Origin of the sequence: Streptomyces sp. NPDC049597, assembly GCF_040675505.1 — a bacterium.
GTDB lineage: Bacteria > Actinomycetota > Actinomycetes > Streptomycetales > Streptomycetaceae > Streptomyces.
Genome location: NZ_JBFAOY010000004.1, coordinates 1 through 25,405 on the forward strand (window position 1 = coordinate 1; position 25,405 = coordinate 25,405).

Below are 25,405 nucleotides of genomic sequence, written 5' to 3' on the forward strand. Positions count from 1 at the left end.
CGGGTCAGGGCCGCGTCCCACTCCTCACGGGTGGCGAAATCCTTCACCCGGCACACGAAGGTCGGCAGCCCCGCACGCTCGGCCCGCTCCAGACCCGCGACACCCGACCGGTCCGCACCGACGGCCACCACCCGCGCCCCGAACCCGTCCGGATCGGCGGCAATGGCATCGAGCAGGGCCTGGAGATTCGTCCCCGATCCGGAGACCAGGACGACGAGGCGGGCGGCAGCCACAGGGGGACTCTTTTCGCGTTGCGGTGCGGCTTTGTGCGGTCGTACGAACGAATCGCATCCCTGGATACGGGGAACTCTACGAAGGGGCCGACCGTCAGCAACGATACCGGCACTCAGCACGGCCCCCACGGGACGGGGGCGTGGCCGGGGGGTAGCGTCTGGGGGCAGAGCACCCGCCCGGACGCGTTTCGACGACGGGCATGACGAGGGGAAGACGTTCACCAGATGCCGGACCGACGCCACCGTACGAACCTCCTGTTGACGCGGGAGCGCCAGTCCACGGACGAGGACAATCCCTTCGCGCCCCCGCCGGAGGGCAGGCCGGACCAGCCGTGGCGGCCCCGTCAGCCGTTGAACGACGGCTCGTCGTCCGACGGCCGCTCGCCGGGCTCCTCGGGCTCGTCCCCGGACGGCTCGGACGGCTCGGGCGGCTCGGACGGTACCGACGGCTCGAACGGGTCGAACTGGGGCGGCCAGTGGAGCAGCCGCCAGCCGGGCCGCTCGTCCGGCGGCTTCGGCGGACGCCCCGGCGGCCAGCGGGGCGACCAGAACGGCCCGGAGGGCGGCGGCCCCGGCCCCGGCGGCCTGCGGTGGGACCCGACGGACCCGGTCCAGCGGCGGGCGCGGTACGCGCTGCTCGGTGGCATGTGGGCGTTCTTCTTCGCTCTGTTCGACTTCCCGGAGATCGCGCTCCTGCTGGGCGCACTCGCGGTGTACTGGGCGATCAGCTCCCTGCGCGCCAAGCCCCGGCGCACCACCCCCGAAGCGGTGACGAGCGGGGCGCCGTCGCCGGCGCCGGCGCCGTCCCCCCAGTCGAACAGGCCGCAGATCACGGCGGCGATGAGCGGCCTGGTGATGGCGGGCATCGCGCTGTTGATCGTGGCCGCGTCGTTCACCGCGCAGCTGGTGTACCGCGACTACTACACGTGCGTGAACGACGCCCTGACCAAGTCCGGCCAGATGGCCTGCAACGATCTCCTCCCGAAGCCCCTGCAGGACGTGCTGGGCGTGAAGGAGTAGTCCCCCGGAGAACGTGTGAAGGCCCGGACCGCCGTCGCGGTCCGGGCCTTCTCGTATCCGCGTCAGCCGGCGGCCGGCGGAAGGTCCGCGGACCGGACGTCGGTGTCGGAGTCGGAGTCGGGTTCGGTTTCGGGTTCGGTTTCGCAGTCGGTGCCGGCGTCCGTGTCGGAGTCCGTCGCCGCCTCCGGCCAGGTTCCGGTGGGATGGGCGCCCTGCTCCCCGTCCGCGACCGGACCGGCGGAATCCGCGGGTTCGGCCGCCTCCTCGGACGGCGCGGCCCCCGCCGTCTCGCCGGCCTGGCCGGCCGTCCGGGGCGCCGGAGTGGTCCGCGCGCGCCAGGTGTCCGCCGGAAGGAAGTCGTACGGCTCGAAGTCCTCGTCCAGGCCCGGTGCCGCCACGAACTGCGGCGGCGGCGCCGGGGGCGGCACCGCGTCCCGCCCGGGATCGGCCTCGGTTCCGGCCCCGGGCCCCTCCGTCGGACCGGCGCCGCGCACCCGCCAGGCGCGCAGCGCCACGGCGACCGGGACCGCGACCACCGACGTCCAGAGCAGGGCGGCCGCGCCCGTCAGCCACCACACCGGCCCGAACTCCGCGAGCCGTCCTCTGCCGAGCGGACCTCCCGCCGCCGCGGCGAGCACGGCCAGGAGCACCCCGCAGCCGACGGACCCCAGCAGAGCCGCCAGCGCCGTGTCGCCGCGCGTCCACGCCTCCTGTCGCTCCCCGTACCGGGGCGCGGCCGCGTGGACCGTACGCCATGCGACGGCGAGGCCCGCCACGACGGGAACCGCGGCCGCCGCCCAGTGCAGGGGCGTTCCGGGGCCGGTGCCCGGCACGGCCGCGAGCAGCGGGAACTCCGGAAGCGCGGGGGTGCCGGTCAGCGCGAGCGGAGTGGCCGTGGCGCCCGTGCCGAGTGCGAACCCCGGGCCGAGCCCGTAGGCCGCGGCCCACACCGCCGCGTTCGGCAGCAGGGCCAGCACGAGCAGGACGAGGGCCAGCCGGCCGGACCAGTCGCCCGCGAGGCCGAGGAAGGACGTCTGCGCCGCGTCGCCGTGCGCGACGAGGGACACCCCCACGAGCACCGCGCCTCCGCCCACCATCACCAGGGCGCCGACCGCCGCCGAGCGCAGCGCCACGGCGACCCCCCTGTGGGCGAGGGCGGCCCGCAGCCTCCGCGGCAGCCCGGCGGGCAGCGGCCCGAGCGGGCACCCGCTCGCCGTCCACGCCCCCCCCGCGGCGGCCAGGAACGCGAGGAGCGGTAGGTGCACGAGGGCGCTCAGCGGTTCGGCGGCGACCGGCCCGCCCGCCGCCCAGAGCACGACGGGCGCCCCGACCAGCACGTACCCGGTGGTCACGGAGGTCAGCGCGCCCGACGCGGACGGCCGTGGCCGCGACTCGTCGGGTTCGAGCGCGTCGTGCGCCGCCCGGTGCGCGAGCCATACGGGCAGGGCGGCCAGCAGCAGGGGCACCAGGTCCACCGGGGCAGGGAGCCCCGAGAGGGTGTCCGTGCGCACGAGGTCCGCCCCGTGCGCGAGCAGCCACAGCGCGGCGGCGACGCGCAGGGCGTCTCCGGGGCCGTCGTCCGGGAACGGCGAACTGATCCACATCAGCATCACCAGCACGGTGATCACACCGAGGCCGAGTCCGGCAGCGGTCGCGCCGCGGACGCATCCGGCGACGAACGCCGCCGACGCCCCGCCCTGGACGACGACCGGCGCATGCGACAGGGGCGGTCTGTGATCGGTCACCTGGGTCACGCGGCCATGCTGCCAACGACACGCGCTTTCACCCGGTAACAGGCTGATGCCCGTTGTGTCGCTAAAAATACACTTATGTCATTTACTGCCGAGTGCCGTGTCGCATGGAGCCCCTCATGACACAGAGCGCCACACACTCCGCGTCGGGGGCATCGCCGCTTCCTCCGCCCAGGGAGCGGCGAAGGCTTCGCGAGGCGAAGTCGCTGACCGAGACGCAGTTCGCCACGATGCTCGGTGTCACCCGCGCCACGATCAGGTCCTGGGAGACCGGCCGCGCGAGCCCCCGGGGCCGTAAACGGGAGGCGTACGCGAAGCTGCTCGCCGCCTTCGAGACGGAGGGGGCCGCCGCCTCGGAGGAGAGGGCCGCGCACGAGACGGCACCGCGGCGCGAGGCGCCGGAGCCGGCGACCGAGGCGGTCCACGAGACGTCGGCGCCATACGAGGCGGACCACGAGGCATCGGCGGCACCCGAGCCGGACAGCGGGACACCGGCGGCACCCGAGCCGGACCACGAGACACCGACGGCACCCGAGCCCGACCACGAGACACCGACGGCACCCGAGCCCGACCACGAGACACCGACGGCACCCGAGCCCGACCACGAGACACCGACGGCACCCGAGCCCGACCTTGAGGCACCGGCGGCACCCCATCCGGAACCGCAGACGGGCCACGTCACGAAGACGGACCCCGCCGCCGAGACGGATCCTGTCATCGAGACGGCCGAGCGGTTGGACGGCCCGGAGCGGCAGTCGCCGGTCCGGGACGACCCGGCCGCCGACGCGGGCCCGGCCTCCGTCGAGCCCCCGCTGCCCGTGCCGCTCGCCGGAATGACGCCCGTCGAGGCGTTCGACGCGCTCTACACGTACGCCGCGCCCGAACTCCTCCGCCAGACCTACGTGCTCACCGGCCGCCGCTGCCTGTCGCAGAAATCCGTCGAGCGCGCCTTCCATCTGGCCTGGCAGCACTGGCCCGAGGTCGCCGTCGACCGGGACCCGACGGGCTGGGTACGGGCCGCCGCCTACGACTGCGCCCTGTCGCCCTGGCAGCGGCTGCGCCCCGCCCACCGGCACCCCGACGAGCCGCTGGACGACCCGGCCGGGCGCACCCTGATGCAGGCGCTGCAGGAGCTGCCCCCGACCCAACGTCGGGCCTTCCTGCTCCACGACGGAGTCGGGCTCGGCCTGCCGGAGACGGCCGCCGAGACCGAGGCGAGCACCCCCGCCACCGTGAACCGCGTCCTGCGTGCCCGTGAGGTGGTGGCCGAGCGGCTGCCCCGGCTCGCCGACGCCGACGTGCTCCAGGACGAACTCAGAGCGCTCCTCGCGGCGGCCCCCACCCCCCGCCCGGCTTCCGCCGGGGCGGTACGCACGGGCTGCGAGCACCGGGCCGAGATGTGGACCAGGGCCGTGGTCGTGGCGACCGCGCTGATCGTCGTGGCGACCGCTGTGGCGCTGCTGACGTCGCCCCGGCAGTACGAGCCGCCCGTGCCGCCGAGCCGGCAGGTCGAAGGCGTACCGCCGCCGCACGGCGGCCCCCAGCTGCTCAACGGGGCGCCGTTCAGCGGCCCGCGGAGGCTCAGCGCCAAGGACCGGCAGTTGCGCGACAAGCTGCGCGCCGAACCGGCCGCGGGGCCGGAGCGGCTGCTGCCGCAGCTCCGCTGACGGACCGCCGGGAAAGACGTGCGGGCCCGCCCCCGGAGATCCGGAGGCGGGCCCGCACGGTGTTCGGGACGATCAGCCCGCGAGGATGGCGCGCGCGAGCTTGGCCGTCTCGGTCGGCGTCTTGCCGACCTTGACGCCCGCGGCCTCCAGGGCCTCCTTCTTGGCCTGTGCGGTGCCAGAAGAGCCGGAGACGATGGCGCCGGCGTGGCCCATGGTCTTGCCCTCGGGCGCGGTGAAGCCCGCGACGTAGCCGACGACCGGCTTGGTGACGTTGGCCTTGATGAAGTCGGCCGCACGCTCCTCGGCGTCGCCGCCGATCTCGCCGATCATGACGATCAGGTCGGTGTCGGGGTCGGCCTCGAACGCGGCGAGCGCGTCGATGTGCGTCGTACCGATGACCGGGTCGCCACCGATGCCGACGGCGGAGGAGAAGCCGATGTCGCGGAGCTCGTACATCATCTGGTAGGTCAGCGTGCCGGACTTGGACACGAGACCGATGCGGCCGGGCTTGGTGATGTCGCCCGGGATGATGCCGGCGTTGGACTGGCCCGGGGTGATCAGACCGGGGCAGTTCGGGCCGATGATGCGGGTCTTGTTGCCCTTGGACTTCGCGTACGCCCAGAAGGCGGCGGAGTCGTGGACGGCGATGCCCTCGGTGATGACCACGGCGAGGGGGATCTCGGCGTCGATGGCCTCGACCACGGCGGCCTTGGCGAAGGCCGGCGGCACGAAGAGGACGGAGACGTTCGCGCCCGTCTTCTCCATCGCCTCGGCGACGCTGCCGAAGACCGGTACCTCGGTGCCGTCGAAGTCGACGGACGTGCCGGCCTTGCGCGGGTTCACGCCGCCGACGATGTTCGTGCCGTCACCGAGCATGAGCTTGGTGTGCTTCATGCCCGTGGCACCGGTCATGCCCTGGACGATGACCTTGCTGTCCTTGTTCAGGAAGATAGCCATGGTTCTACGATCCCTCTTCCCTTACTTCGCAGCAGCGGCGAGCTCGGCGGCCTTGTCGGCCGCACCGTCCATGGTGTCCACGCGCTGCACCAGCGGGTGGTTGGCGTCGGAGAGGATCTTGCGACCCAGCTCCGCGTTGTTGCCGTCGAGGCGCACGACGAGCGGCTTGGTGACCTCTTCGCCCTTGGAGGCGAGGAGCGCCAGGGCCTGGACGATGCCGTTGGCGACCTCGTCGCAGGCGGTGATGCCGCCGAAGACGTTGACGAAGACGGACTTGACGTCCGGGTCGCCGAGGATGATCTCGAGACCGTTCGCCATGACCTCGGCGGAGGCGCCGCCGCCGATGTCGAGGAAGTTGGCGGGCTTCACGCCGCCGTGGTTCTCACCGGCGTAGGCGACGACGTCGAGGGTCGACATGACCAGGCCCGCGCCGTTGCCGATGATGCCGACCTCGCCGTCGAGCTTGACGTAGTTGAGGTTCTTGGCCTTGGCGGCAGCCTCGAGCGGGTTGGCTGCGGCCTTGTCCTCGAGGGCCTCGTGCTCCGGCTGGCGGAAGTCGGCGTTCTCGTCGAGCGAGACCTTGCCGTCCAGCGCCAGGATGTCGCCGGAGGCGACCTTGGCGAGCGGGTTGACCTCGACGAGGAGCGCGTCCTCGGCGATGAAGGTCTTCCACAGGGTCACGAGGACCTCGGCGACCTTCTCGGCGACGTCGGCCGGGAACTGCGCCTGCGCGACGATCTCGCGGGCCTTCTCGATGCTGACGCCCTCGTTGGCGTCGACCGGGACCTTGGCGAGCTTCTCCGGAGTCGTCGCCGCGACCTCCTCGATGTCCATGCCGCCCGCGACGGACGCCATGGCGAGGAAGGTGCGGTTGGTGCGGTCGAGGAGGTACGAGACGTAGTACTCCTCGAGGATCTCCGGAGCGGTCTCCGCGATCATCACCTTGTGGACCGTGTGGCCCTTGATGTCCATCCCGAGGATGTCCGTCGCGCGGGCGACGGCCTCGTCCGGGGTGGCGGCCAGCTTGACGCCGCCGGCCTTGCCGCGGCCGCCCACCTTCACCTGCGCCTTGACGACCGACTTGCCGCCCAGCCGCTCGGTCGCCTCGCGCGCCGCCTCAGGCGTGTCGATGACTTCACCGGCCAGCACCGGTACACCGTGCTTGGCGAAGAGGTCCCTCGCCTGGTACTCGAACAGGTCCACGCGCGTCCGTCCCTTTTCTGATGATCGCGGTTCGTTGTCTGCGTGGGCGTGCCGCGAAGGGCAACGTGACTGCTCTGTCACAAGGGAGGCACACACGGTGTCCGTGGGCGCGGCATGTCCGCCTGGCAGGTTATCCCCGCTGGAGGCGGGTCCCTAAATCACAGATCACACCTGGGCGGTGATTACGGTCACAGATCGCGACTCACCGTGCTCGCAGCGGATCTGTGAGGACGGGCGGCCCCTCGTGCGGAGGGCCGCCCGTGAGAGCCGTCGCGCGGGACTCACCGCGCGACGGCCGGAGTACGGACCTGCTCAGATGCCGTACGGGAGGTAGCTCGGGGTCACGTCGGAGACGACGCCCTGGACACCGGCGACGGCGTTGCCCGCGAGCGGCGCGGCGTCGGCCTGGACGTCGCCCGTGACGGCCTGGACGAACGGCTGCACCTCGGAGACCACACCGCCCGCGAACGGCTGCACCTCGGAGACCACACCGCCCGCGAACGGCTGCACCTCGGAGACCACGCCGCCCGCGAACGGGCCGGCCTCGGAGACCACGCCGCCCGCGAACGGGCCGACCTCGGCGGTCACGCCGTACGCCAGGTCGGTGGCGCTGCCGCCGACTCCCTGGACGAGCGGCTCCACGTGCCCGACGACGGCGTCGACCAGCGGCTGCACCTCGGAGACCACACCGCCGGCGAACGGGCCGACCTCGGAGACCACGCCGCCCGCGAACGGGCCGACCTCGGCGGTCACGCCGTACGCGAGGGGCTGCACCTCCTCGGCGATGCCGTACGCGAGTGGCTGCACCTCCTCCGCGACGCCGTACGCGAACGGCTGCGCCTGCTCGGTGACCCCGTAGGCGAACGGGGCCACGTCGGAGACGACACCCTGGGCGAGGACGCCCGCGTCCGCGACGGCCTGGTGCGCGACCGGCTGGGCACCGGTCACGGCGGTGGCGACGACCGGCGGCAGGACGGCCGCGGACGTCTCGTCCACGATCGGGCCGGACGCGGCGACCAGGCCCTCGGCCCGGGCCTGCGCGTCGGAGGGGGTCTCCTCCAGGTGGGCGGCGAACGCGGAGAGCGGGCCGAAGAGGTAGTCGATGTCCGCGTCGACCTGCGGGGCCTGGACCTGCGGGGCCTGGACCTGGGGTGCCTGGACGTCGGGGACCTGGACCTGCGGGGCCTCGACGGACGGGATCTCGTACGCGGGGAGCTCGCCGTCGACGTACTGGCGGGCCTGCTCCTGCACCTCGGACGTCGCGTCCGGGACGCCGACCGGCGGCAGCCCGGTCTCCAGTTCGGCGCCGACGAGGCCGATCCCGGCGGACCGGACCTCGGCCGAGGCGCCGTCGGTGCCCGCGTCGGCCGTGACGCCGACGGCGTCGGTGACCCCGTCCACCAGGTCCGGCGTGGAGAGCGGCGCGGAGACCGGCAGTTCGTCGGCGCTCGCCGCGGCGGTGCCGAGAGCCCACATGCCGGTGGCCGTGGCGGCCACGGCGATGGAGCGGCGGATGTTCTTGTTCATGCTCGGGTGATCCTTCGAATTCGTTCGGCGGTCCGGAAGCGGTGGAACGGTTCCGGAGTGGAGGGCAGACCTGTCCACCCCCGCGCGGCAGGTCAGGAGGCGGGGGAAGGCCTGCCCTAGCCGGGGAATTCGAGAATGTCGCGCGGCCTGTCGCGGGTCGGCGGCTCGGCCGCCGGACAGACCTGGCCGGACGCGAGCGCGTCCCGCGCTCCGTCCGCGAACGCCGCCGCGTGCTGGTCGCCGGGGCGCGGCATGTGGTTCTCGCCGCTGTGCTGCACGGTCCCGGGCACGATGCCGCAGGGGCGGACCGGCTCCGGGGCCTGACCGGGCGCCGGCACGAGGAGGGGCCTCACCGCCGGCCAGGCGGACGCGTCCGGCGACCACCCCGGCCACGCACGTCCGTCGTACCCGGCGGCCGGGCCAAAACGGGCGTCGGCGTCGGGCCGACCGGCCGCACCCGCGTCGCCGGTCATGACCGATGCGAGGGCCGTAAGACCGCCGCCCGGGACCGCGGACGGCGCGATGTCCGTCACGGGCCACGCGGCCCCGGGACCGCCGGGGATCGCGGGCAGTTCACCCGGGGAGGGGAGCGGCAGCGCCCCGGACAGCACCCCGCCGAGGTCGCGCACGGTCCCGACGACGGACCCCACCGCCTCACGGACTGAGTCCGCCGTGTCCTCGGCGGCACGCCGGAGTTCGCGGATCGCCGCCTGCTCCCTCGCGTCCTGACCCGGCGACAAGGAGCCGGCCGGGTCGTCCGGTCCGTCCGTGTCGCCCAGGCCGTCCGCCTGTTCCACGTCGGCACGGCCCACGACGCCGGTGCGGACGTCCGCACCCGCCCCCGCCTCGGCACCGACCTCGGCACGGACCTCGGCGTGGGCCTCCACGGCGTGCGCCTGACCGCCGCAGAGCAGACCGAGCGTCAGCAGCCCGGCGAGGAGCAGCAGAACGCGCAGCGCGCGCGAACCGGCCACCGCCCGGCGCAGCGCGCACAGGACGGCAGCGGGAGAAAGCGCTGCGGAGGTCACGGAGGAAGAGCCCTTTTCGGTCGGGAGCGGCACGATGCTCGCACGAGCCTCCGGGGGCGGCGCAAGTCCCCTGTTACTGATGAGTCACCATGTCTGCCGATGCGGCCGATACACCGTCATGTCCGGTATGGGCGACCCGGCCTTGCGTCCACCGCTCCCTTCACGCTCCCGCCCCAGCCCCCTGCCCCGGCCGGTCCGCGGGGCCCGTGCGCCTCGCGCCGCCGCGCACGCCCGGTACCCCGCCCGCATGTCACACAGGACGCCGGGGGCTTCGGCCGGCCGGCTCAGTCGGCCGCCGGCACCGGAAGCGGGCGCTTCTCGATCGCCGCCGCCATGACGTCCGGAAACAGGTCCGGCGTGCACGCGAAGGCCGGTGCGCCGAGGGCCGCCAGCGCTGCCGCGTGCTCACGGTCGTAGGCCGGCGCGCCCTCGTCGGAGAGCGCGAGCAGCGCGACGAACTGCACGCCGGACGCCTTCATGGCCGCGACGCGCTTGAGCATCTCGTCCCGTATGCCGCCCTCGTAGAGGTCGCTGATGAGCACCATCACGGTGTCCGCGGGGCGGGTGATCCGCGACTGGCAGTACGCGAGCGCCCTGTTGATGTCCGTCCCGCCGCCGAGCTGCGTGCCGAACAGCACGTCCACCGGGTCGTCGAGCTGGTCGGTCAGGTCCACCACCGCCGTGTCGAAGACGACGAGCCGCGTCGCGAGGGAACGCATCGAGGCCAGCACCGCGCCGAACACCGAGGCGTACACGACGGACGCGGCCATCGACCCCGACTGGTCGATGCAGAGCACGACCTCCTTCTTCACGGACTGCGACGCCCGCCCGTAACCGATGAGGCGCTCGGGGACGACGGTGTCGAACTCCGGCAGGTAGTTCTTCAGGTTCGCCCGGATCGTGCGGTCCCAGTCGATGTCGCGGTGGCGAGGCCGGCTGATCCTCGCGGAACGGTCCAGCGCTCCCGTCAGGGTGGAGCGCGTACGGGTGGCGAGCTTCTTCTCCAGCTCCTCGACGACCTTGCGCACGACCGCCCTCGCGGTCTCCTTCGTCGTCTCGGGCATCGCCTTGTTGAGGGAGAGCAGTGTGCCGACGAGGTGGACGTCCGCTTCCACCGCCTCCAGCATCTCCGGCTCCAGCAGCAGCGTCGACAGACCGAGGCGCTCGATCGCGTCCCGCTGCATGACCTGGACGATGGAACTGGGGAAGTACGTACGGATGTCGCCGAGCCAGCGGGCCACGGTCGGCGCGGAGGCCCCGAGTCCGGCGGAACGGCTCCCGGAGCGGGAACCGGTCCCGGCGCGGGCGCCGTAGAGCGAGGTGAGCGCACCGTCCATCGCGGCGTCCGTGCCGGTCAGGGCGCAGCCGGTGCCGTCCGCCTCCTCGCCGCCCAGCACCAGCCGCCACCGGCGCAGCCGCTCGTCGTGGCCGGCGGCGGACTGTGTCGTCGTCGGTGTCATCGGGTCACCCCCGCAAGGTCGTTGTCGTCGATGCCGAGAAGCAGGCGCAGTACCGGCAGGACGGCGTCGGCGCGCGCCTCGTCGAGTCCCGCTCCGAAGCCCGGGACCCCGCCTTCCGCGTGGGCCGGACCCGGGGCCGCAGCCGGCCCGCGCCGCACGAGCTCGCCGAGGGTCCGTCGCACGCCGGGCTCATACGCCGAGAACGTGCGCCGCAGCAGGGGCAGCACGTCCGTGAACGCGTGCGCGGGCACGCCCGTCAGCCAGGCGTCCACCAGAGAGAGCAGCCGTTCGTCGTGGACGAGCAGCAGCCCTCCTCCGGACGCCCCTCCGACGAACCCCTCGATCCACGCCGCCGCTTCGGCAGGCTGCGTGGCCGGGGAGAGGGCGAGGGCCATGAGCCGGGCGGCCTCGTCCTCCGCGAGCCGTCCGTCGTCCAGCAGGAGCCGCGCCGCGCGCCCCCGTATGACGCCGGGAACCGATGCGCGGACGGCGAGCTTGCGCAGCACGGCCTGCCAGCGCCCGGCCGTCTCGGCGGAGTCGGGCAGCAGTCCGATCGCGGTGTGCACGCCGTCGAGACGTCCGCGCATCTCCGCCGCGCCGTCGGCGTCGAGACCGCTGCAGGCGGGCGGCAGGCCGACGCAGATCCGCTCGGCGAGCCCGGTGGCGACCTCGGCGAGCGCGGTCGTGTCCGTGGCCCGCACGTCCCCGTACCGAAGGGAGCGGGCGAGGGCGGGCAGCGCCTGGGCGAGGTGGCTCACGTCCGCGTCGAGGGCGGCCCGGTCGGCGAGCGCCGTCATCACCACGGGGAGCGCGTCGGGCAGTTCGGCGAGGAGGCACTGCTCGGCCAGTGCCGTGACGTCGCCGAGTGCCGTGGCCGCGAGGGCCTGCGACTCGGCCTTCGCCGTGGCGGCCGAGAGCACGGTGGTGCCCCATACGCCCGCCTCGGCGACCCTGACGAACAGCTCGGGCTCCCAGCGCAGCCGCCACGTCTCGCGGAACGTACCGGTGCTCCCCCGCCCGGCCACCGGCTCTCCCCAGTGGACACCGAGGAGGCACAGCCGGTGCAGCAGCCGGCTCCTGCCGCTGTCGCCGTCCTTGCGCAGGTCGAGTTCCAGCTCGCGCTCCAGCGCCTCCGGCTTGAGCCGGAGGCTGCGCTGCTGCCCGGCCAGGTCGCGCTGCAGCGGAACGGCCGGGGCGTCGTCCGGCACTTCGCCGAGCACGTCGCCGACGACGAGCCGGTCCCTGACGAGGTCCAGCGGCACGTCGGAACCGTCGCACATCACGGCCCGTACGGCGTCGGTGGTCTCGCTCAGCCCGGCGAGCGGGCGGCCGCGTACGACGGCGAGGGTCTCGGCGAGGCGCACCGCCTCGATGACGTGCGCGGACGACACCATGTGGTCCTCGTCCCGCAGCAGGCCGGCGACCTTGGTCATCCAGCGCTCGACGGGCCGGTCCGGCGCGGCGAACAGATGGCCGTACCAGCCGGGCGAGTCGATGCCTGCGCCGTAGCCGGAGTGCCGCGCGAGGCGGCGGTGCGTCCAGGGCACCCAGGTCATCTCTGTCCTGACCTTGGGCAGTCCCTTGAGGAGGGCGCGGTCGGCCGCGACGGTGGTCTTCTGTGCGAGCGCCGGGACGTGCCAGGCGCCGCAGACGACGGCGACCTCGTCCCCGAACTCCTTGCGGGCGGCGCGCAACCGGAGGCGCATGTGGGCCTCGCGGACGAGGTCCCGGTCGTGCCCGCCGTGCCCGTACGTCTCCCGGAGGGCGGTCATGGCCTCACCGAGCGCGACGAACGGCCCGTAGGGGTCGCTCGCCCCGCCGCCGGTCCCGCGGCCCCGGTGCTCGACGACGTCCTCCCACCAGCGCTCGGGGTCGTCGTACCCGGCGGCCTCGGCGAGCACCCCGATGGGGTCGATCCGCACGTCCCCCGGCTCGGCCGTGCCGGCGGGCTCCGATCCGGTCGCCTCCGTCCCGGCGGGGGCGGATCCGGGGGAGTCGGCGGAGCCGGGGGCCGCCGGTCCGGGTGGCGCGGCGTCCGCCGGGGCCGTGGGGCGGGCGGGCGCATGGTCCGGCTCCATCGCCAGCGAGTGCGCGGCCGGCAGGTCGATGAAGCGGACGGGCACCTCGTTGGCCAGGGCCCAGCGGATCGCCACCCACTCGGGGCTGAACTCCGCCAGCGGCCAGAACGCCGCCCGGCCCGGGTCGTCGACCGCGTGGGCGAGCAACGCGACCGGCGGGCGCATCTGCTCGTCCGCGGCCAGCGGCAGGAGCCCGTCGCCCTCGGGCGGGCCCTCGATCAGGACGGCCGGCGGCGACGCCGCGTCCAGCGCGGCGCGCACAGCCCGGGCCGAGCCCGGCCCGTGGTGGCGGACGCCGAGCAGGAGCGGGCCGGTCATGCGCTCACCTCGCGGCAGGCGCGGTAGAAGTCCTTCCAGCCGTCCCGCTCGCGCACCACGGTCTCCAGATACTCCTGCCAGATCACCCGGTCCGCCGCCGGATCGCGCACGACCGCGCCGAGGATGCCGGCCGCGACGTCCTGCGGGCGCAGCACGCCGTCGCCGAAGTGGGCGGCGAGGGCGAGACCGCCCGTGACCACGGAGATCGCCTCGGCCGTTGACAGCGTGCCCGACGGGGACTTGACCTTGGTACGGCCGTCCGTGGAGACGCCGTCCCGCAGCTCGCGGAAGACGGTGACCACGCGCCGGATCTCGTCCAGCCCCTCCGGCACCGCCGGCAGGTCGAGCGAACGCCCTATCTGGTCGACACGGCGGGCCACGATGTCGACCTCGGCGTCCGGTGTCGCCGGCAGCGGCAGCACGACCGTGTTGAACCGCCTGCGCAGCGCGCTGGAGAGGTCGTTGACCCCGCGGTCGCGGTCGTTGGCCGTGGCGATCAGGTTGAACCCGCGCACCGCCTGGACCTCCTGGCCCAGCTCGGGAACCGGCAGGGTCTTCTCGGACAGGATCGTGATCAGGGTGTCCTGCACGTCCGCCGGGATACGGGTGAGCTCCTCGACCCGCGCGGTCATGCCCTCCGACATGGCGCGCATGACGGGGCTGGGCACGAGGGCGTCGCGGCTGGGCCCGTGGGCGAGCAGCTGCGCGTAGTTCCACCCGTACCGGATGGCTTCCTCCGGCGTGCCGGCCGTGCCCTGCACGAGCAGCGTGGAGTCGCCGCTGACGGCCGCGGCGAGGTGCTCGGACACCCACGTCTTCGCCGTGCCCGGCACGCCGAGGAGGAGCAGGGCGCGGTCGGTGGCGAGTGTGGTGACGGCGACCTCCACGATCCTGCGCGGCCCCACGTACTTCGGCGTGATGACGGTGCCGTCGGAGAGCGTGCCGCCGAGGAGGTACGTGGCCACGGCCCAGGGCGACAGCCGCCAGTTCACCGGGCGCCGCCGGTCGTCGTGCGCGGCGAGCGCCTTCAGCTCGTCGGCGAAGGCGTCCTCCGCATGCGGCCGCAGGGCCTCGGCCCCGCTGGTGGTCCCGTTTTCGGACACGGTCATGGATCCCCCTCCAGATCGTTCGGCCCGTTGCGTGATCCACCGTGCACCACACCACTGACAATCGGCCGTCGCCGCAGGCCGGAGCCGTTTGTCAGTGGTGGGCCATAGCGTCGTGGACATGAATCAGCACGGGGTGCGCTGGACGTCGGAACAGGTGCTGTCGCTGGCCCCTGACGACGCGTCACGCAAAGCGGGGAACAAACTGTCCGCTGCCGGGCCGTGGTCGGGCGCCGGCTGCGACGGATCGGGTGCGGTGTGGGGCCTGTGCAAGGGCAGCGGCAGCCGGCCCTACCAGACGGTGGTCGACACCACCGGCCCTGCCTACAAGTGCAGTTGCCCGAGCCGGAAGTTTCCGTGCAAGCACGCGATCGGACTGCTGCTGCTGTGGTCCGCGGACGAGCAGAGCGTCGCGGACGGCGCGGTTCCGGACTGGGCCGGGGAATGGCTGTCCGGGCGCAGGAGCCGGGCGGCGGACAAGGCGGCGGGGGACGTGGGCGGGCCGGCGAAGAGCGCCGACCCGGAGGCGGCGCGGCGGCGCGCCGAGCGCCGGGCGGGGCGGATCACCGCGGGGGCCACGGAGCTGGAGCAACGACTGGCCGACCTGCTGCGCGGTGGACTGGCGTCCGCCGAGCAGTCGGGCTACGGCCTGTGGGAGGAGACAGCCGCCCGCATGGTCGACGCGCAGGCGCCGGGACTCGCCGCGCGCGTCCGCGAGTTGGGTGCGATACCGGGCTCCGGGCAGGGCTGGCCGGTGCGGCTGCTGGAGGAGTGCGCCCTGATCCATCTGCTGGACTCCGCCTGGCTGGGACGCGAGCGGCTGCCGGAGCCGCTGGCGGCCACCGTGCGCACACGGGTCGGGCTCCCGTCCGCCGCCGAGGGCGACCGGATCCGGGACCACTGGCTGGTCCTCGCGCAGTACGACTCGTCCGACGGCAGGCTCACCACCCGCCGGATCTGGCTGTACGGACGCGAGTCGGGCCGGACGGCCCTGCTGCTCTCGTTCGGGGCGGCGGGCCGCTCCCCCCAACTGGCGCTGCCTGTCGGCCTGATGGTCGAGGCGGAGATCGCCCCGCACGGCGGGGCGGCCCAGCTGCGGGCCGATATGGGGAAGCTGTTCACCGCGCCCGTCCCCATCGGCACGCCGCCGCCGGGCGGCTCCTGCGCTTCGGCCGTCGAGGCGTACGGGCGCGCGCTGCGGGACGACCCGTGGCTGGAGTCCTGGCCGGTCACGCTCTCCGGCGTCGTGCCGGTCCCGACGGACGACGGCTGGCTCCTGGCCGACGCGGGCGGCGGCGACGGCACGGACGGCACGGACGGCATGGAGACGGACCGGAGCGAGGGGACGACGGACGGCGACCCGGCCGGCGAGGGCGCGCTGCCCGTGGCGGCCTCCGCCCTGTCCCGGCCGGGCCTGTGGAAGCTCGTCTCGCTCGCGGGCGGCCGGCCGGTCACCGTCTTCGGCGAGTTCGGCCACGCGGGCTTCGTGCCCCTGACCGCCTGGTCCGCCGACCGGTCCGAGACCGTCCCGCTCATCTGAAGGAGGCCCCCATGACCGCCACCACCACTACGTCACCGTGGGAAGAGCTCGTCACGTCGGCCCTTCTCGGCACCGACCGTCGCACACCGCCGGCCGGCCTCGTGCCCGCGGGCAAGGAGGCACCCCTCGCCCTGCTCGACGCCGCCGCCCTGCACACCGTGCGGCGCAGGGCGGGGCTGCGGCCCGCTCCCGCCCCGTCCGCCGGCGAGCGGCCCACAGCAGCGCCGTGCGATCCGCGGCCCGCCCTGCCGGACGCCGCCCGACGGCGGCTCGCCCAGCTGCTGGCCGACCGTGGCCCGTCGGGTTCCGGCGGCCGCCGGGGCTCCTCTCCGGACCTGACCGAGCTGCTTCCGCAGTGGCTGGCCGCCGCCAACGAGCACGGCTACCAGGCACCGCCGTCCCTCCTGCCCGCCCTGCTCGACGCGGCCCGGGGGCGTACGGACCTGCGGCCGCAGGCTCTGGCGTTCGCCGGGCCACGCGGGCTGTGGCTCGCCCGGCTCAACCCGGAATGGAAGTTCGCCCTGCGCGGCGGATCCGGGGGCTCGGCTCTGCCCTCGCCCGACGACGCCGACGCCGTGCGGCGGCTGTGGGAGGAGGGTCTGTTCGCCGAGCGCGTCGCCCTGCTCGCGTCGGTGCGGGCGCACGACCCGCAGGCGGCGCTCACCCTGCTCGGCACGAGCTGGCCGACCGAACGGGCCGAGGACCGCCTCATGTTCCTCGACTCGCTGCGGTCGGGGCTGTCCGGCGCGGACGAGCCGTTCCTGGAGCAGGCGCTCTCCGACCGCAGCCGCAATGTCCGCGCCACCGCCGCCGAGCTGCTCTCGGCACTGCCCCGGTCCGCGCTCGCAGCGCGGATGGCGGCGCGGGCCGCGTCGTGCGTCGCGCTGGACCGGAGCGGCGACGCCGGCCCGGTGATCACGGTCGAGGCGCCGCACGAATGCGACGCCGGCATGCAGCGCGACGGAGTCGTCGCGAACGCGCCCTCGGGCCGCGGCGAACGCTCCTGGTGGCTCGGCCAGCTGGTCGAGTCGGCCCCGCTGTCCACCTGGCCGGCCCGGCTCGGCGGCCGTACGCCGCAGGAGATCGTCACGCTGCCGGTGTCGGACGACTGGGCCGATGAACTGCACGCGGCCTGGTGCCGGGCCGCGGTCCGCCAGGGCGACGCCGAGTGGTCCCGCGCCCTGCTCGGCGCTCCCGGTACGCCGCCGTCGAGCGGCCCCGGCACCACGTCGCTGGCCGAGCGCTCGAAGCTGCTCGCGACGCTGCCTTCGGAGGAACGGGCCCGCTGGGTCGCGGAGTTCATAGCCGCGCACGGGCTGTCGGAGGCGTTCCAGCTGCTGGGCGTCTGCGCGGTGCCGTGGGCGGAGCCGCTCGGCCGCGCGGTGGTCGACGCGCTCGACATCGCGCGTGACGCGGGGAGTTATCCCTGGAGTTTCAGCGGAGTGATGGGCCTCGCGGAGCGCTGCCTGTCCCCGGCGGAGGCGTCCCGCCTGGAGGTCCTGACGGCGACACCGGCGGAGCAGGAGGACGCGTCACCGGGAGCCGGCGGGTACTGGTCGGAGGCGTTCCAGCGCCTGGTGTCGACGCTGCGCCTGCGCGCCACGATGCACGCGGAGCTGGAGCGCTGAGGGGGCGGGGCGCAAGGCCCGGGCGTCGCGCCCCGGGCCCTCGGCGCCCCGGGCTCGGCACCCTGCCGTGCAGCGCCCGAGAACCCGGCCCCGCACAGGGCCGACCCGCCACGCACACGGACCGGGCCCCACCCGAGAAGCCAGGCCCGGCACGCCGCGCTCACGGAGTGCGCCCCGAGGGCGGCGCACTCCCCCCATGGCCCTTCGGACAGGCGAGGACCCCCGTCGGGCTACGCCGCCGCGCGGACGTTCGTGTTCACCCACTCCACGATGGACGCCGTCGTCGCGCCCGGCGTGAAGATCTCCGCCACGCCCTTGTCCTTCAGCGGCGCGATGTCCGCCTCCGGAATGATGCCGCCGCCGAAGACCTTGATGTCCTCCGCGTCGCGCTCCTTCAGGAGCTCGATGACCTTCACGAAGAGCGTGTTGTGCGCGCCCGAGAGGATCGAGAGGCCGATGGCGTCCGCGTCCTCCTGGATCGCCGTGTCCACGATCTGCTCGGGGGTCTGGTGCAGCCCCGTGTAGATGACCTCCATACCGGCGTCACGCAGCGCCCGCGCGATCACCTTCGCACCGCGATCGTGTCCGTCGAGACCCGGCTTGGCGACCACCACGCGGATCGGACCCGTCACACCCATCACTGCCTCCACATACCGACTGCGCCGCCTCGGGCACCGGGTCCCCGCGCCCGGCGAGCGGAGCGCGGAGAGTGAACGAACGTTATCTGCAGATGTCCAGCATCCCGCAAGCCGCCGTTTCGCGGTGGTCGGCGAGGGGGAAATCACACGTGGGACATTTTTCGCTGAGCGTCGTACCGGCACCAGGCACCGCGCAGGCCGCGCGGCCTCGGCAGGCACGACCGCACCAGGGGAGCCGCCGCAGATCCATACAGGTCGCCGCGCCGCCGTGCCGACAGCCGCACGGCACGGTGGCGCGGCGACCGCTTCCGCAGCGCGCGCCCCACGAGGGCGCGCCCGAGCCGCGCGGGGGCGCCGGTCGGGAGGTCGCTGTGAAGGCCACGCCTCTGCCCTGTGCCCGCGTCGTCACCGATTTCACGGCGCAGTGGCTGACCGGACTACGACGCTTCCTCCCCAGCGCGCTCCTGCCCGCCGCGCTCCTGCGCGCCACTGCCCTGGAGCTCGCGATCCTCGCGGGACACCTCGTCCTCTACCCGACCGGGATCACCCCCGAGCGCCCGCTCCGCAGACGTGCCGCTCCCGGCGCTGCCCAGCTGCCCGCGGTCCGGGCCGACGTCGTGCCCACCGTCCTGCTCCATGGATTCGTGGACAACCGGTCGGTGTTCGTCCTGCTGAGGCGTGCGCTCGCCCGGTACGGCCCCCACCATGTCGAGTGCCTCAACTACTCCCCGCTCACCTGCGACATCCGCACCGCCGCCGAGTTGCTCGGCCGCCATGTGGAGGAGATCTGCGCGCGGACCGGGCAGCGCGAGGTCGACATCGTCGGACACAGTCTCGGCGGCCTCATCGCCCGTTACTACGTTCAGCGCCTCGGCGGTGACCGCCGTGTCCGCACGCTCGTCACGCTCGGCACCCCGCACGCGGGGACCGCGTTCGCGCCGATCGCCGGCGCGCATCCCATCGTGCGGCAGATGCGCCCCGGCTCGTCCGTCATCGAGGAGCTGCGCATGCCGGCGCCCGGCTGCCGTACGCGCTTCGTCAGCTTCTGGAGCGACCTCGACCGGATCATGGTCCCGGTCGAGACGGCCTGCATCGACCATCCCGACCTTCTCGCCCAGAACGTACGAGTGAGCGGAATCGGCCATCTCGCCCTGCCCGTTCACCCCGCCGTGGCCGCCGGGATCCGGGAAGCACTCGCATCGGGTGCGGCTGCGGCCGGTCCCTCCGGGGAGGTCTCGGTCGCCTGAGTCCGGCCGCCGGACGAGACGGCGTCGGGCGGTCCTCGCAACTGACTTTTTCTCGAACGTTTCTCGAACGTAGGGCCAAAGCTGTGCCCACAGTCCGCCGAAAGACGGCTGATTGCCCGTTTCCTGATTGCGGAGATGCCGCCGAAGATTGTCGCCATCGCGTACCGCCGGGTACAGTCGCGCCACTGCTTCCCCCTGGGACCCCTGTTGATCCGGCGGTCCCGGATGCAGGTCCTGCTGCCGAGGCGAGAGAGAAGTTGGTGAACGACCAGCACGCCCACGCCGGGTACACCGGCTACGTCACCGGCAGCTTCGACTCCGATCCGCTCTTCGGCGCCATGCCGGGCAGCTACGAGTCCGGGCACAGCGGCCAGTACGACGCGTCGCAGTGGGCCACGGGAGCGCAGGAGACGGCCGGCTACGACGCCTACGCGTCCGCGCAGCAGGCCCAACAGCCCCAGTACGACCAGCAGTACGCGCAGTACGAGACCACCGGCCAGTACGAGACCACCGGCCAGTACGACGCCACGGGCCAGTACGACGCGACGGGCCAGTGGGACGCGAGCGCCTGGAACCAGGCCGACCAGACGGGCCAGTACGAGACCGCCGCCGCGACGTTCGCGTACGACGCGACCGGCCAGTGGTCCTCCTCGTCCTTCGAGACGGGCGCCTACGACGCGACCGCCTGGAACCCCGGCACGGCGACCACCCCGGAAGGTCTCGTACCCCAACAGTTCACGCCGGAGCAGCAGTTCGCCCCGGCGGCCGAGTACGACACCGGCTACGCCGACTACCAGACCACGGATCTTCCCGGCACGGAACACTCCGGTCAGGACTTCCAGAGGTCGGACTTCCAGGACGCCGAGTACGCATCGGAATTCCAGGACTTCCAGGCGCCGGACACTCCTGCCCAGGACATCCCCGGCCAGGACTTTCCGGGCGCCGCGCACCCTGAGGGCCCGGACACCGGCGACGCCGTGGCGGAGGAGGGCTACGCGACCGAGTACGAAACCGGTCACGGCCACGACACCGAGTACGGCGACGACCCGGAGAACAGCGGCGAGTCCGCACACGACGCGCTGACGCAGACCATGACCTCCGTCCCGGCCGCTCCCGTCGCCCCCCGCCCGGTCCGCCGCTCCGGCGGCAGCCGCGGCCGGCGCCGTACGCCCGCCAAGCGCTCCGCGCTCCTCACCGTCGCCGTGCCCTCCGCCTGCGTGATGGGCGTCGCCGGCATCGCCGCGGCCTCCGTCGGCAACCTGGGCGGCGAGCAGAAGGACGACGCGCCCAACCTGGCGGCCGCCGACCCGACCTCGGTCAAGCACGTCGCCGCCAACAGCAAGATGGACACGCAGCTCGCCGCGCTCAGCGAGGACGCCCGCGACTTCGGTGACCGCGCCTCCCGCACCCAGGAGCGCCTCGACCTCAAGGCCCGCCAGGAGGCGGAGCGGAAGAAGCGCGAGGCGGAGGCGGCACGGCGCGAGGCGCTGCGGCCCAAGTTCGTGCTTCCCGTCAGGCAGGACGGCCTCAGCGCCTATTACGGCCAGTCCGGTGTCAACTGGATGTCCCTGCACACCGGGATCGACTTCCCCGTCCAGTACGGCACCGAGGTGCTGGCCGCCACGGACGGCACCGTGCGCACCCAGTGGAACAGCGCCTACGGCAACATGGCGATCGTGACGGCGGCCGACGGCACGGAGACGTGGTACTGCCACCTCAGCACCACCAAGATCCGCAGCGGTTCGGTCAAGGCGGGCGACGTGATCGCGTACTCGGGCAACTCGGGCAACTCCACCGGCCCGCACCTGCATTTCGAGGTGCGCCCCGGCGGCGGTTCGGCCATCGACCCGCTGCCGTGGCTGCGCGGCCACGGTCTCGACCCGACGTAAGCCGCGGGCGGGTCACCCCACAGCGAGCACGGACGAGGCGGGGGCCGCGGCCCCCGCCTGGTGCCGCTTGTCAGAGCTTCTCGACGGGCGCGTACCGCAGCAGCAGCCGCTTCGGCTTCTCGTCCCCGAAGTCGATCGTCGCCTGCGCGTCCGAACCCGACCCCGACACGGCGACCACGGTCCCCAGACCGAACTGGTCGTGCGTGACCCGGTCGCCCACGGACAGCGCGATCACCGGCTTGTCGTTGGTGCGCCGCGTGGCGAAGCCGGACGCGCCGCCGCGGGCACGCGACGACGACAGCGACGACGTGATGCCCGACGTCGGTCCGGCCGGCGCGGCCATGGGGCCGGTGCGCTTCCACTCCACATGCGCGCCCGGGATCTCCTCCAGGAAACGCGAGGGCGGGTTGTACGAGGGCTGGCCCCAGGCGCTGCGCATCGAGGAGCGCGTCAGGTACAGGCGCTCGCGGGCGCGGGTGATGCCGACGTACGCCAGACGCCGCTCCTCCTCCAGCTCCTTGGTCTGACCCAGCGCCCGCATGTGCGGGAAGACGCCGTCCTCCATGCCGGTCAGGAAGACCACGGGGAACTCGAGGCCCTTGGCGGTGTGCAAGGTCATCAGCGTGATGACACCCGTACCCTCCTCGTCCTCGTCGGGGATCTGGTCGGAGTCGGCGACGAGCGCGACCTGCTCCAGGAACTCGGCGAGCGTGCCCGCACCCTCTTCCTCACCGCGGTCCTGCTCGAACTCCAGCGCCACGGCGGCCAGTTCCTGAAGGTTCTCGATGCGCGTCTCGTCCTGCGGGTCGGTGGACGCCTGCAGCTCGGCGAGATACCCCGTGCGCTCCAGGACGGCTTCGAGCACGGTGGCCGGTCCGGCGCCGGACTCGGCGATGGTGCGCAGCTCCTCCATCAGCACGTTGAACCGCTTGACGGCGTTCGCTGAGCGGGCCGCCATGCCGTACGCCTCGTCGACGCGGCGGAGGGCCTGCGGGAAGGTGATCCTCTCCCGGAGCGCGAGGGCGTCGATCATGGCCTCGGCGCGCTCGCCGATGCCGCGCTTGGGCACGTTGAGGATGCGGCGCAGCGGGACGTTGTCCTCGGGGTTGGCGAGGACGCGCAGGTAGGCGAGGACGTCCCTGACCTCCTTGCGCTCGTAGAAGCGCACGCCGCCGACGACCTTGTAGGGCAGGCCGACGCGGATGAAGATCTCCTCGAAGACACGGGACTGGGCGTTCGTCCGGTAGAAGACGGCGACGTCGCCGGCCTTCGCCTCGCCCGCGTCGGTGAGCCGGTCGATCTCGTCGGCGACGAACTGGGCCTCGTCGTGCTCGGTGTCCGCGACATAGCCGGTGATCCGGGCGCCCGCGCCCGCGTTCGTCCACAGGTTCTTCGGGCGGCGGGACTCGTTGCGCTCGATGACCGCGTTGGCGGCGGACAGGATCGTCTGGGTGGAGCGGTAGTTCTGCTCCAGGAGGATCGTCGTCGCGTCCGGGTAGTCCTCCTCGAACTGGAGGATGTTGCGGATGGTCGCGCCGCGGAAGGCGTAGATCGACTGGTCGGCGTCACCGACGACGCACAGCTCGGCGGGCTCCAGGTCCTCGTACCCCTCGCCCACCAGCTCGCGCACGAGCGTGTACTGGGCGTGGTTGGTGTCCTGGTACTCGTCGACGAGGACGTGCCGGAAGCGGCGCCGGTAGTGCTCGGCGACGTCCGGGAACGCCTGGAGCAGGTGGACCGTGGTCATGATGATGTCGTCGAAGTCCAGCGCGTTGGCCTCGCGCAGCCGGGCCTGGTACATCCGGTAGGCCTCGGCGAGTGTCTTCTCGAAGCCGTCGGCCGCCTGGTCGGCGAAGGTCTCCTCGTCGATCAGCTCGTTCTTCAGGTTGGAGATCTTGGCGCTGAAGGACTTCGGCGGGAACTTCTTCGGGTCCAGCTCCAGGTCGCGGCAGACCAGCGACATCAGGCGCTTGGAGTCGGCGGCGTCGTAGATCGAGAACGACGAGGTGAAGCCCAGCTTCTTCGACTCGCGGCGCAGGATGCGGACGCACGCGCTGTGGAAGGTCATGACCCACATGGCATGGGCACGCGGGCCGACCAGCTGCTCGACGCGCTCCTTCATCTCGCCGGCGGCCTTGTTGGTGAAGGTGATCGCCAGTATCTGGCCGGGGTGCACGTGCCGGGTGGCCAGGAGGTGGGCGATGCGGTGGGTGAGCACGCGCGTCTTGCCGGAACCGGCCCCCGCGACGATGAGCAGCGGGGAGCCGGTGTGGACGACGGCGGCGCGCTGCTGCTCGTTCAGCCCCTCGAGCAGGGCGGCCGCGTCGACGGCAGGACGGGGCGCGCCGTCGCGGTAGTACCCGTCGCGGGCCGGCGGCACGTCGTAGGCGCCCTGGAAGAGGTCGTCCGGGATCAGTTCCGGAGCCGACTCCTCGGGGGGCGGAGGGGGCTCCTCGCCGTGGGGCTGGAGATCCGCCAGGAAGCTGTCGTCAAAGAGGCTGCTCATCGCTTACCGAGTCTAGGCGGCCGGACCGACAGCCGGGCCCGCATGCCCATACGGAGCAGGTCACGTTCCGTGACCGGCCCTGCCCGGCGCGCCACGCCGGTGCCGAATGCACGGCCGTCACCAAGAAGGTCACGAAAATGTATCGGACATATCGAACATCAACCTTCACAGGGCGCGCACGAGTTGGCTAGCGTGCTCGACCAGACGGCCCGCACCCCTCCCGGCGAACCGCGCCGAACGGGTCGACTCCGCCGAATTCGGGCTGCCCGCGAGGCAGTTCGGAACCGGGGACCCGAACGATGCACAACCGGGGTGAATCGGACCGCCTGTCCACGGTCCGTAGGGCATCTTCCGTTGCGCCCGAACCCGACAGCTAACCCGGTAGGCGGTCCACGGAAGAAGGAGATGCCGGCCTTGGCGTCGCATCGCAGGATCCGCAGCCGCAGCACGAAGCCCTCCCCCGCCGTCGGGTTCACGACGGCCGCCCTCGCCGGCGTCACCCTCCTGTCGACACAGAGCGCCACCGCCGCACCCAGCGAGCCCAAGCCCTCCGTCGAAGAGGTGCAGAAGAAGGTCGACGACCTGTACCGGCAGGCGGGCAGCGCGACCCAGGAGTACAACAGGGCGAAGGAGGCCACCGCCGAGAAGCGCCGCGAGGTCGAGACCCTGTTGGAGGAGGCGGCCACGCGCGCGGAGAAGCTCAACGAGTCGCGTCGTGCCCTCGGCGCCTATGCCGCCGCGCAGTACCGCACCGGCGCGGTCACCCCGACCGCGGCGCTGCTGTTCGCGGAGAGCCCTCAGGCGTACTTCGACCAGACGCAGCTGATGGACCGGATGACCGACCAGCAGCGGACCGCCGTCAGCGACTACGAGACCCAGCGCGCGGCTGCCGCGAAGCAGCGGGCGGAGGCGACGAAGCGGCTGGAGTCGCTGACCGACTCCCAGCAGGCCCTGCGCGTCAGCAAGCAGAACGTCCAGGCGAAGCTGGCCGAGGCGCGCGCCCTGCTGTCGCGGCTGACCGCCGAGGAGAAGGCCCGGCTCGCGGCGATCGAGCGCGAGAAGGAGGCGGAGGCGCGGCGCAGGGCGGAGGCGAAGGCCGAGGCGGAGGCCAGGGCCCGCGCCGAGGCCGAGGCCGAGGCGGAGCGGCAGCGCCAGGAGGGCGACCAGCCGCCCCCGGAGACGGGCACCGACACCGGGACCGGCGACGGCTCGTACGCGGCCAGGGCCGAACAGGTCCTCGCCTTCGCCCGCGCCCAGATCGGCAAGCCGTACGTGTGGGGGGCGACGGGCCCGTCCTCGTACGACTGCTCGGGGCTCACCCAGGCGGCCTGGAAGGCGGCGGGCGTGGATCTGCCGCGCACCACCTGGGACCAGGTGGAGGTCGGGCAGCGCGTGGCGACGGCGGACCTGCTCCCCGGCGACCTCGTCTTCTTCTACGACGACATCAGCCACGTCGGCATCTACATCGGCGACGGCAAGATGATCCACGCGCCGAAGCCGGGCGAGAACGTGCGCGAGGAGTCCATCTACTACATGCCGATCTACGGCAGCGTCCGCCCGGTCTGACCCGGTCGCCCCCCGCCGTGCCCGGACGGTCCGCCGTCCGGGC

General features: G+C 73.3%; 18 protein-coding genes and 1 riboswitch. Of the genes, 7 read left to right on the plus strand and 11 right to left on the minus strand.

What is annotated here, in order from left to right; all coding sequences use genetic code 11:
* On the minus strand, window positions 1-233 hold a 233-nt coding region (locus AB0K02_RS06710; protein WP_365991271.1), incomplete at its 3' end, for a formyltransferase family protein.
* A gap of 225 nt (window positions 234-458) precedes the next feature.
* Here AB0K02_RS06710 and AB0K02_RS06715 point away from each other — a divergent pair.
* Window positions 459-1,253, plus strand: a complete 795-nt coding sequence (locus tag AB0K02_RS06715) for a hypothetical protein (RefSeq protein ID WP_365991272.1) — start codon at window positions 459-461, stop codon at window positions 1,251-1,253.
* 62 nt (window positions 1,254-1,315) lie between these two features.
* On the opposite strand, the gene AB0K02_RS06720 is transcribed toward AB0K02_RS06715, so the two are convergent.
* A complete protein-coding gene (locus tag AB0K02_RS06720) occupies window positions 1,316-3,007 on the minus strand; it encodes a DUF6350 family protein (RefSeq protein WP_365991273.1) in 1,692 nt (563 codons plus the stop codon).
* Window positions 3,008-3,123: 116 nt separating this feature from the next.
* Between AB0K02_RS06720 and AB0K02_RS06725 the strand changes: the two genes are divergently transcribed.
* On the plus strand, window positions 3,124-4,671 hold the full coding sequence (locus AB0K02_RS06725) for a sigma factor-like helix-turn-helix DNA-binding protein (RefSeq protein ID WP_365991274.1): 1,548 nt from the start codon (window positions 3,124-3,126) through the stop codon (window positions 4,669-4,671).
* A 72-nt stretch (window positions 4,672-4,743) separates the two neighbouring features.
* Here AB0K02_RS06725 and sucD read toward each other — a convergent pair whose 3' ends face one another.
* The 7 genes from sucD to AB0K02_RS06760 all read right to left on the minus strand — a co-directional run bounded on the left by sucD (window position 4,744) and on the right by AB0K02_RS06760 (window position 14,351).
* Window positions 4,744-5,628, minus strand: coding sequence for a succinate--CoA ligase subunit alpha (gene sucD, locus AB0K02_RS06730; protein ID WP_177148697.1), 885 nt, complete (start codon window positions 5,626-5,628; stop codon window positions 4,744-4,746).
* A 21-nt stretch (window positions 5,629-5,649) separates the two neighbouring features.
* The gene (gene sucC / locus AB0K02_RS06735) at window positions 5,650-6,831 is read right to left on the minus strand and encodes an ADP-forming succinate--CoA ligase subunit beta (RefSeq protein ID WP_365991275.1); all 1,182 of its coding nucleotides are present in this window, start codon (window positions 6,829-6,831) and stop codon (window positions 5,650-5,652) included.
* A 312-nt stretch (window positions 6,832-7,143) separates the two neighbouring features.
* Window positions 7,144-8,358, minus strand: coding sequence for a hypothetical protein (locus AB0K02_RS06740; protein ID WP_365991276.1), 1,215 nt, complete (start codon window positions 8,356-8,358; stop codon window positions 7,144-7,146).
* Between the two features lie 116 nt (window positions 8,359-8,474).
* Window positions 8,475-9,386 carry a hypothetical protein gene (locus AB0K02_RS06745; protein ID WP_365991277.1) on the minus strand — a complete coding sequence of 304 codons (912 nt, stop codon included), beginning with the start codon at window positions 9,384-9,386 and terminating at the stop codon, window positions 8,475-8,477.
* Between the two features lie 284 nt (window positions 9,387-9,670).
* Window positions 9,671-10,846 (minus strand): VWA domain-containing protein, encoded by a 1,176-nt coding sequence (locus AB0K02_RS06750; RefSeq protein WP_365991278.1) that lies wholly within the window; start codon window positions 10,844-10,846, stop codon window positions 9,671-9,673.
* Window positions 10,843-13,242: a DUF5682 family protein gene (locus AB0K02_RS06755; RefSeq protein ID WP_365991279.1), complete on the minus strand. Its 2,400-nt coding sequence runs from the start codon at window positions 13,240-13,242 to the stop codon at window positions 10,843-10,845. Before AB0K02_RS06755 ends, AB0K02_RS06750 begins: the two co-directional genes overlap by 4 nt.
* Window positions 13,239-14,351 (minus strand): AAA family ATPase, encoded by a 1,113-nt coding sequence (locus AB0K02_RS06760; RefSeq protein WP_365991280.1) that lies wholly within the window; start codon window positions 14,349-14,351, stop codon window positions 13,239-13,241. Before AB0K02_RS06760 ends, AB0K02_RS06755 begins: the two co-directional genes overlap by 4 nt.
* A gap of 118 nt (window positions 14,352-14,469) precedes the next feature.
* On the opposite strand from AB0K02_RS06760, the gene AB0K02_RS06765 reads away from it, so the two are divergent.
* Both AB0K02_RS06765 and AB0K02_RS06770 read left to right on the plus strand, forming a co-directional pair.
* On the plus strand, window positions 14,470-15,888 hold the full coding sequence (locus AB0K02_RS06765; protein WP_365991281.1) for an SWIM zinc finger family protein: 1,419 nt from the start codon (window positions 14,470-14,472) through the stop codon (window positions 15,886-15,888).
* An 11-nt stretch (window positions 15,889-15,899) separates the two neighbouring features.
* The gene (locus tag AB0K02_RS06770; RefSeq protein ID WP_365991282.1) at window positions 15,900-17,516 is read left to right on the plus strand and encodes a DUF5691 domain-containing protein; all 1,617 of its coding nucleotides are present in this window, start codon (window positions 15,900-15,902) and stop codon (window positions 17,514-17,516) included.
* 230 nt (window positions 17,517-17,746) lie between these two features.
* Here AB0K02_RS06770 and AB0K02_RS06775 read toward each other — a convergent pair whose 3' ends face one another.
* Complete coding sequence (locus AB0K02_RS06775) at window positions 17,747-18,154, minus strand: cobalamin B12-binding domain-containing protein (protein ID WP_177148688.1); 408 nt, start codon at window positions 18,152-18,154, stop codon at window positions 17,747-17,749.
* A 428-nt stretch (window positions 18,155-18,582) separates the two neighbouring features.
* Between AB0K02_RS06775 and AB0K02_RS06780 the strand changes: the two genes are divergently transcribed.
* The gene (locus tag AB0K02_RS06780; protein ID WP_365991501.1) at window positions 18,583-19,401 is read left to right on the plus strand and encodes an alpha/beta fold hydrolase; all 819 of its coding nucleotides are present in this window, start codon (window positions 18,583-18,585) and stop codon (window positions 19,399-19,401) included.
* 260 nt (window positions 19,402-19,661) lie between these two features.
* Window positions 19,662-21,290, plus strand: a complete 1,629-nt coding sequence (locus AB0K02_RS06785) for a M23 family metallopeptidase (RefSeq protein WP_365991283.1) — start codon at window positions 19,662-19,664, stop codon at window positions 21,288-21,290.
* Between the two features lie 70 nt (window positions 21,291-21,360).
* Here the strand turns inward: AB0K02_RS06785 and pcrA are convergent, their stop codons facing one another.
* Complete coding sequence (gene pcrA / locus AB0K02_RS06790) at window positions 21,361-23,796, minus strand: DNA helicase PcrA (protein WP_365991284.1); 2,436 nt, start codon at window positions 23,794-23,796, stop codon at window positions 21,361-21,363.
* Between the two features lie 239 nt (window positions 23,797-24,035).
* A riboswitch (cyclic di-AMP (ydaO/yuaA leader) is annotated at window positions 24,036-24,200 on the plus strand.
* A gap of 1 nt (window position 24,201) precedes the next feature.
* Between pcrA and AB0K02_RS06795 the strand changes: the two genes are divergently transcribed.
* Window positions 24,202-25,362 (plus strand): C40 family peptidase, encoded by a 1,161-nt coding sequence (locus AB0K02_RS06795; RefSeq protein ID WP_365991285.1) that lies wholly within the window; start codon window positions 24,202-24,204, stop codon window positions 25,360-25,362.
* The last annotated feature ends 43 nt before the right edge of the window (window positions 25,363-25,405 follow it).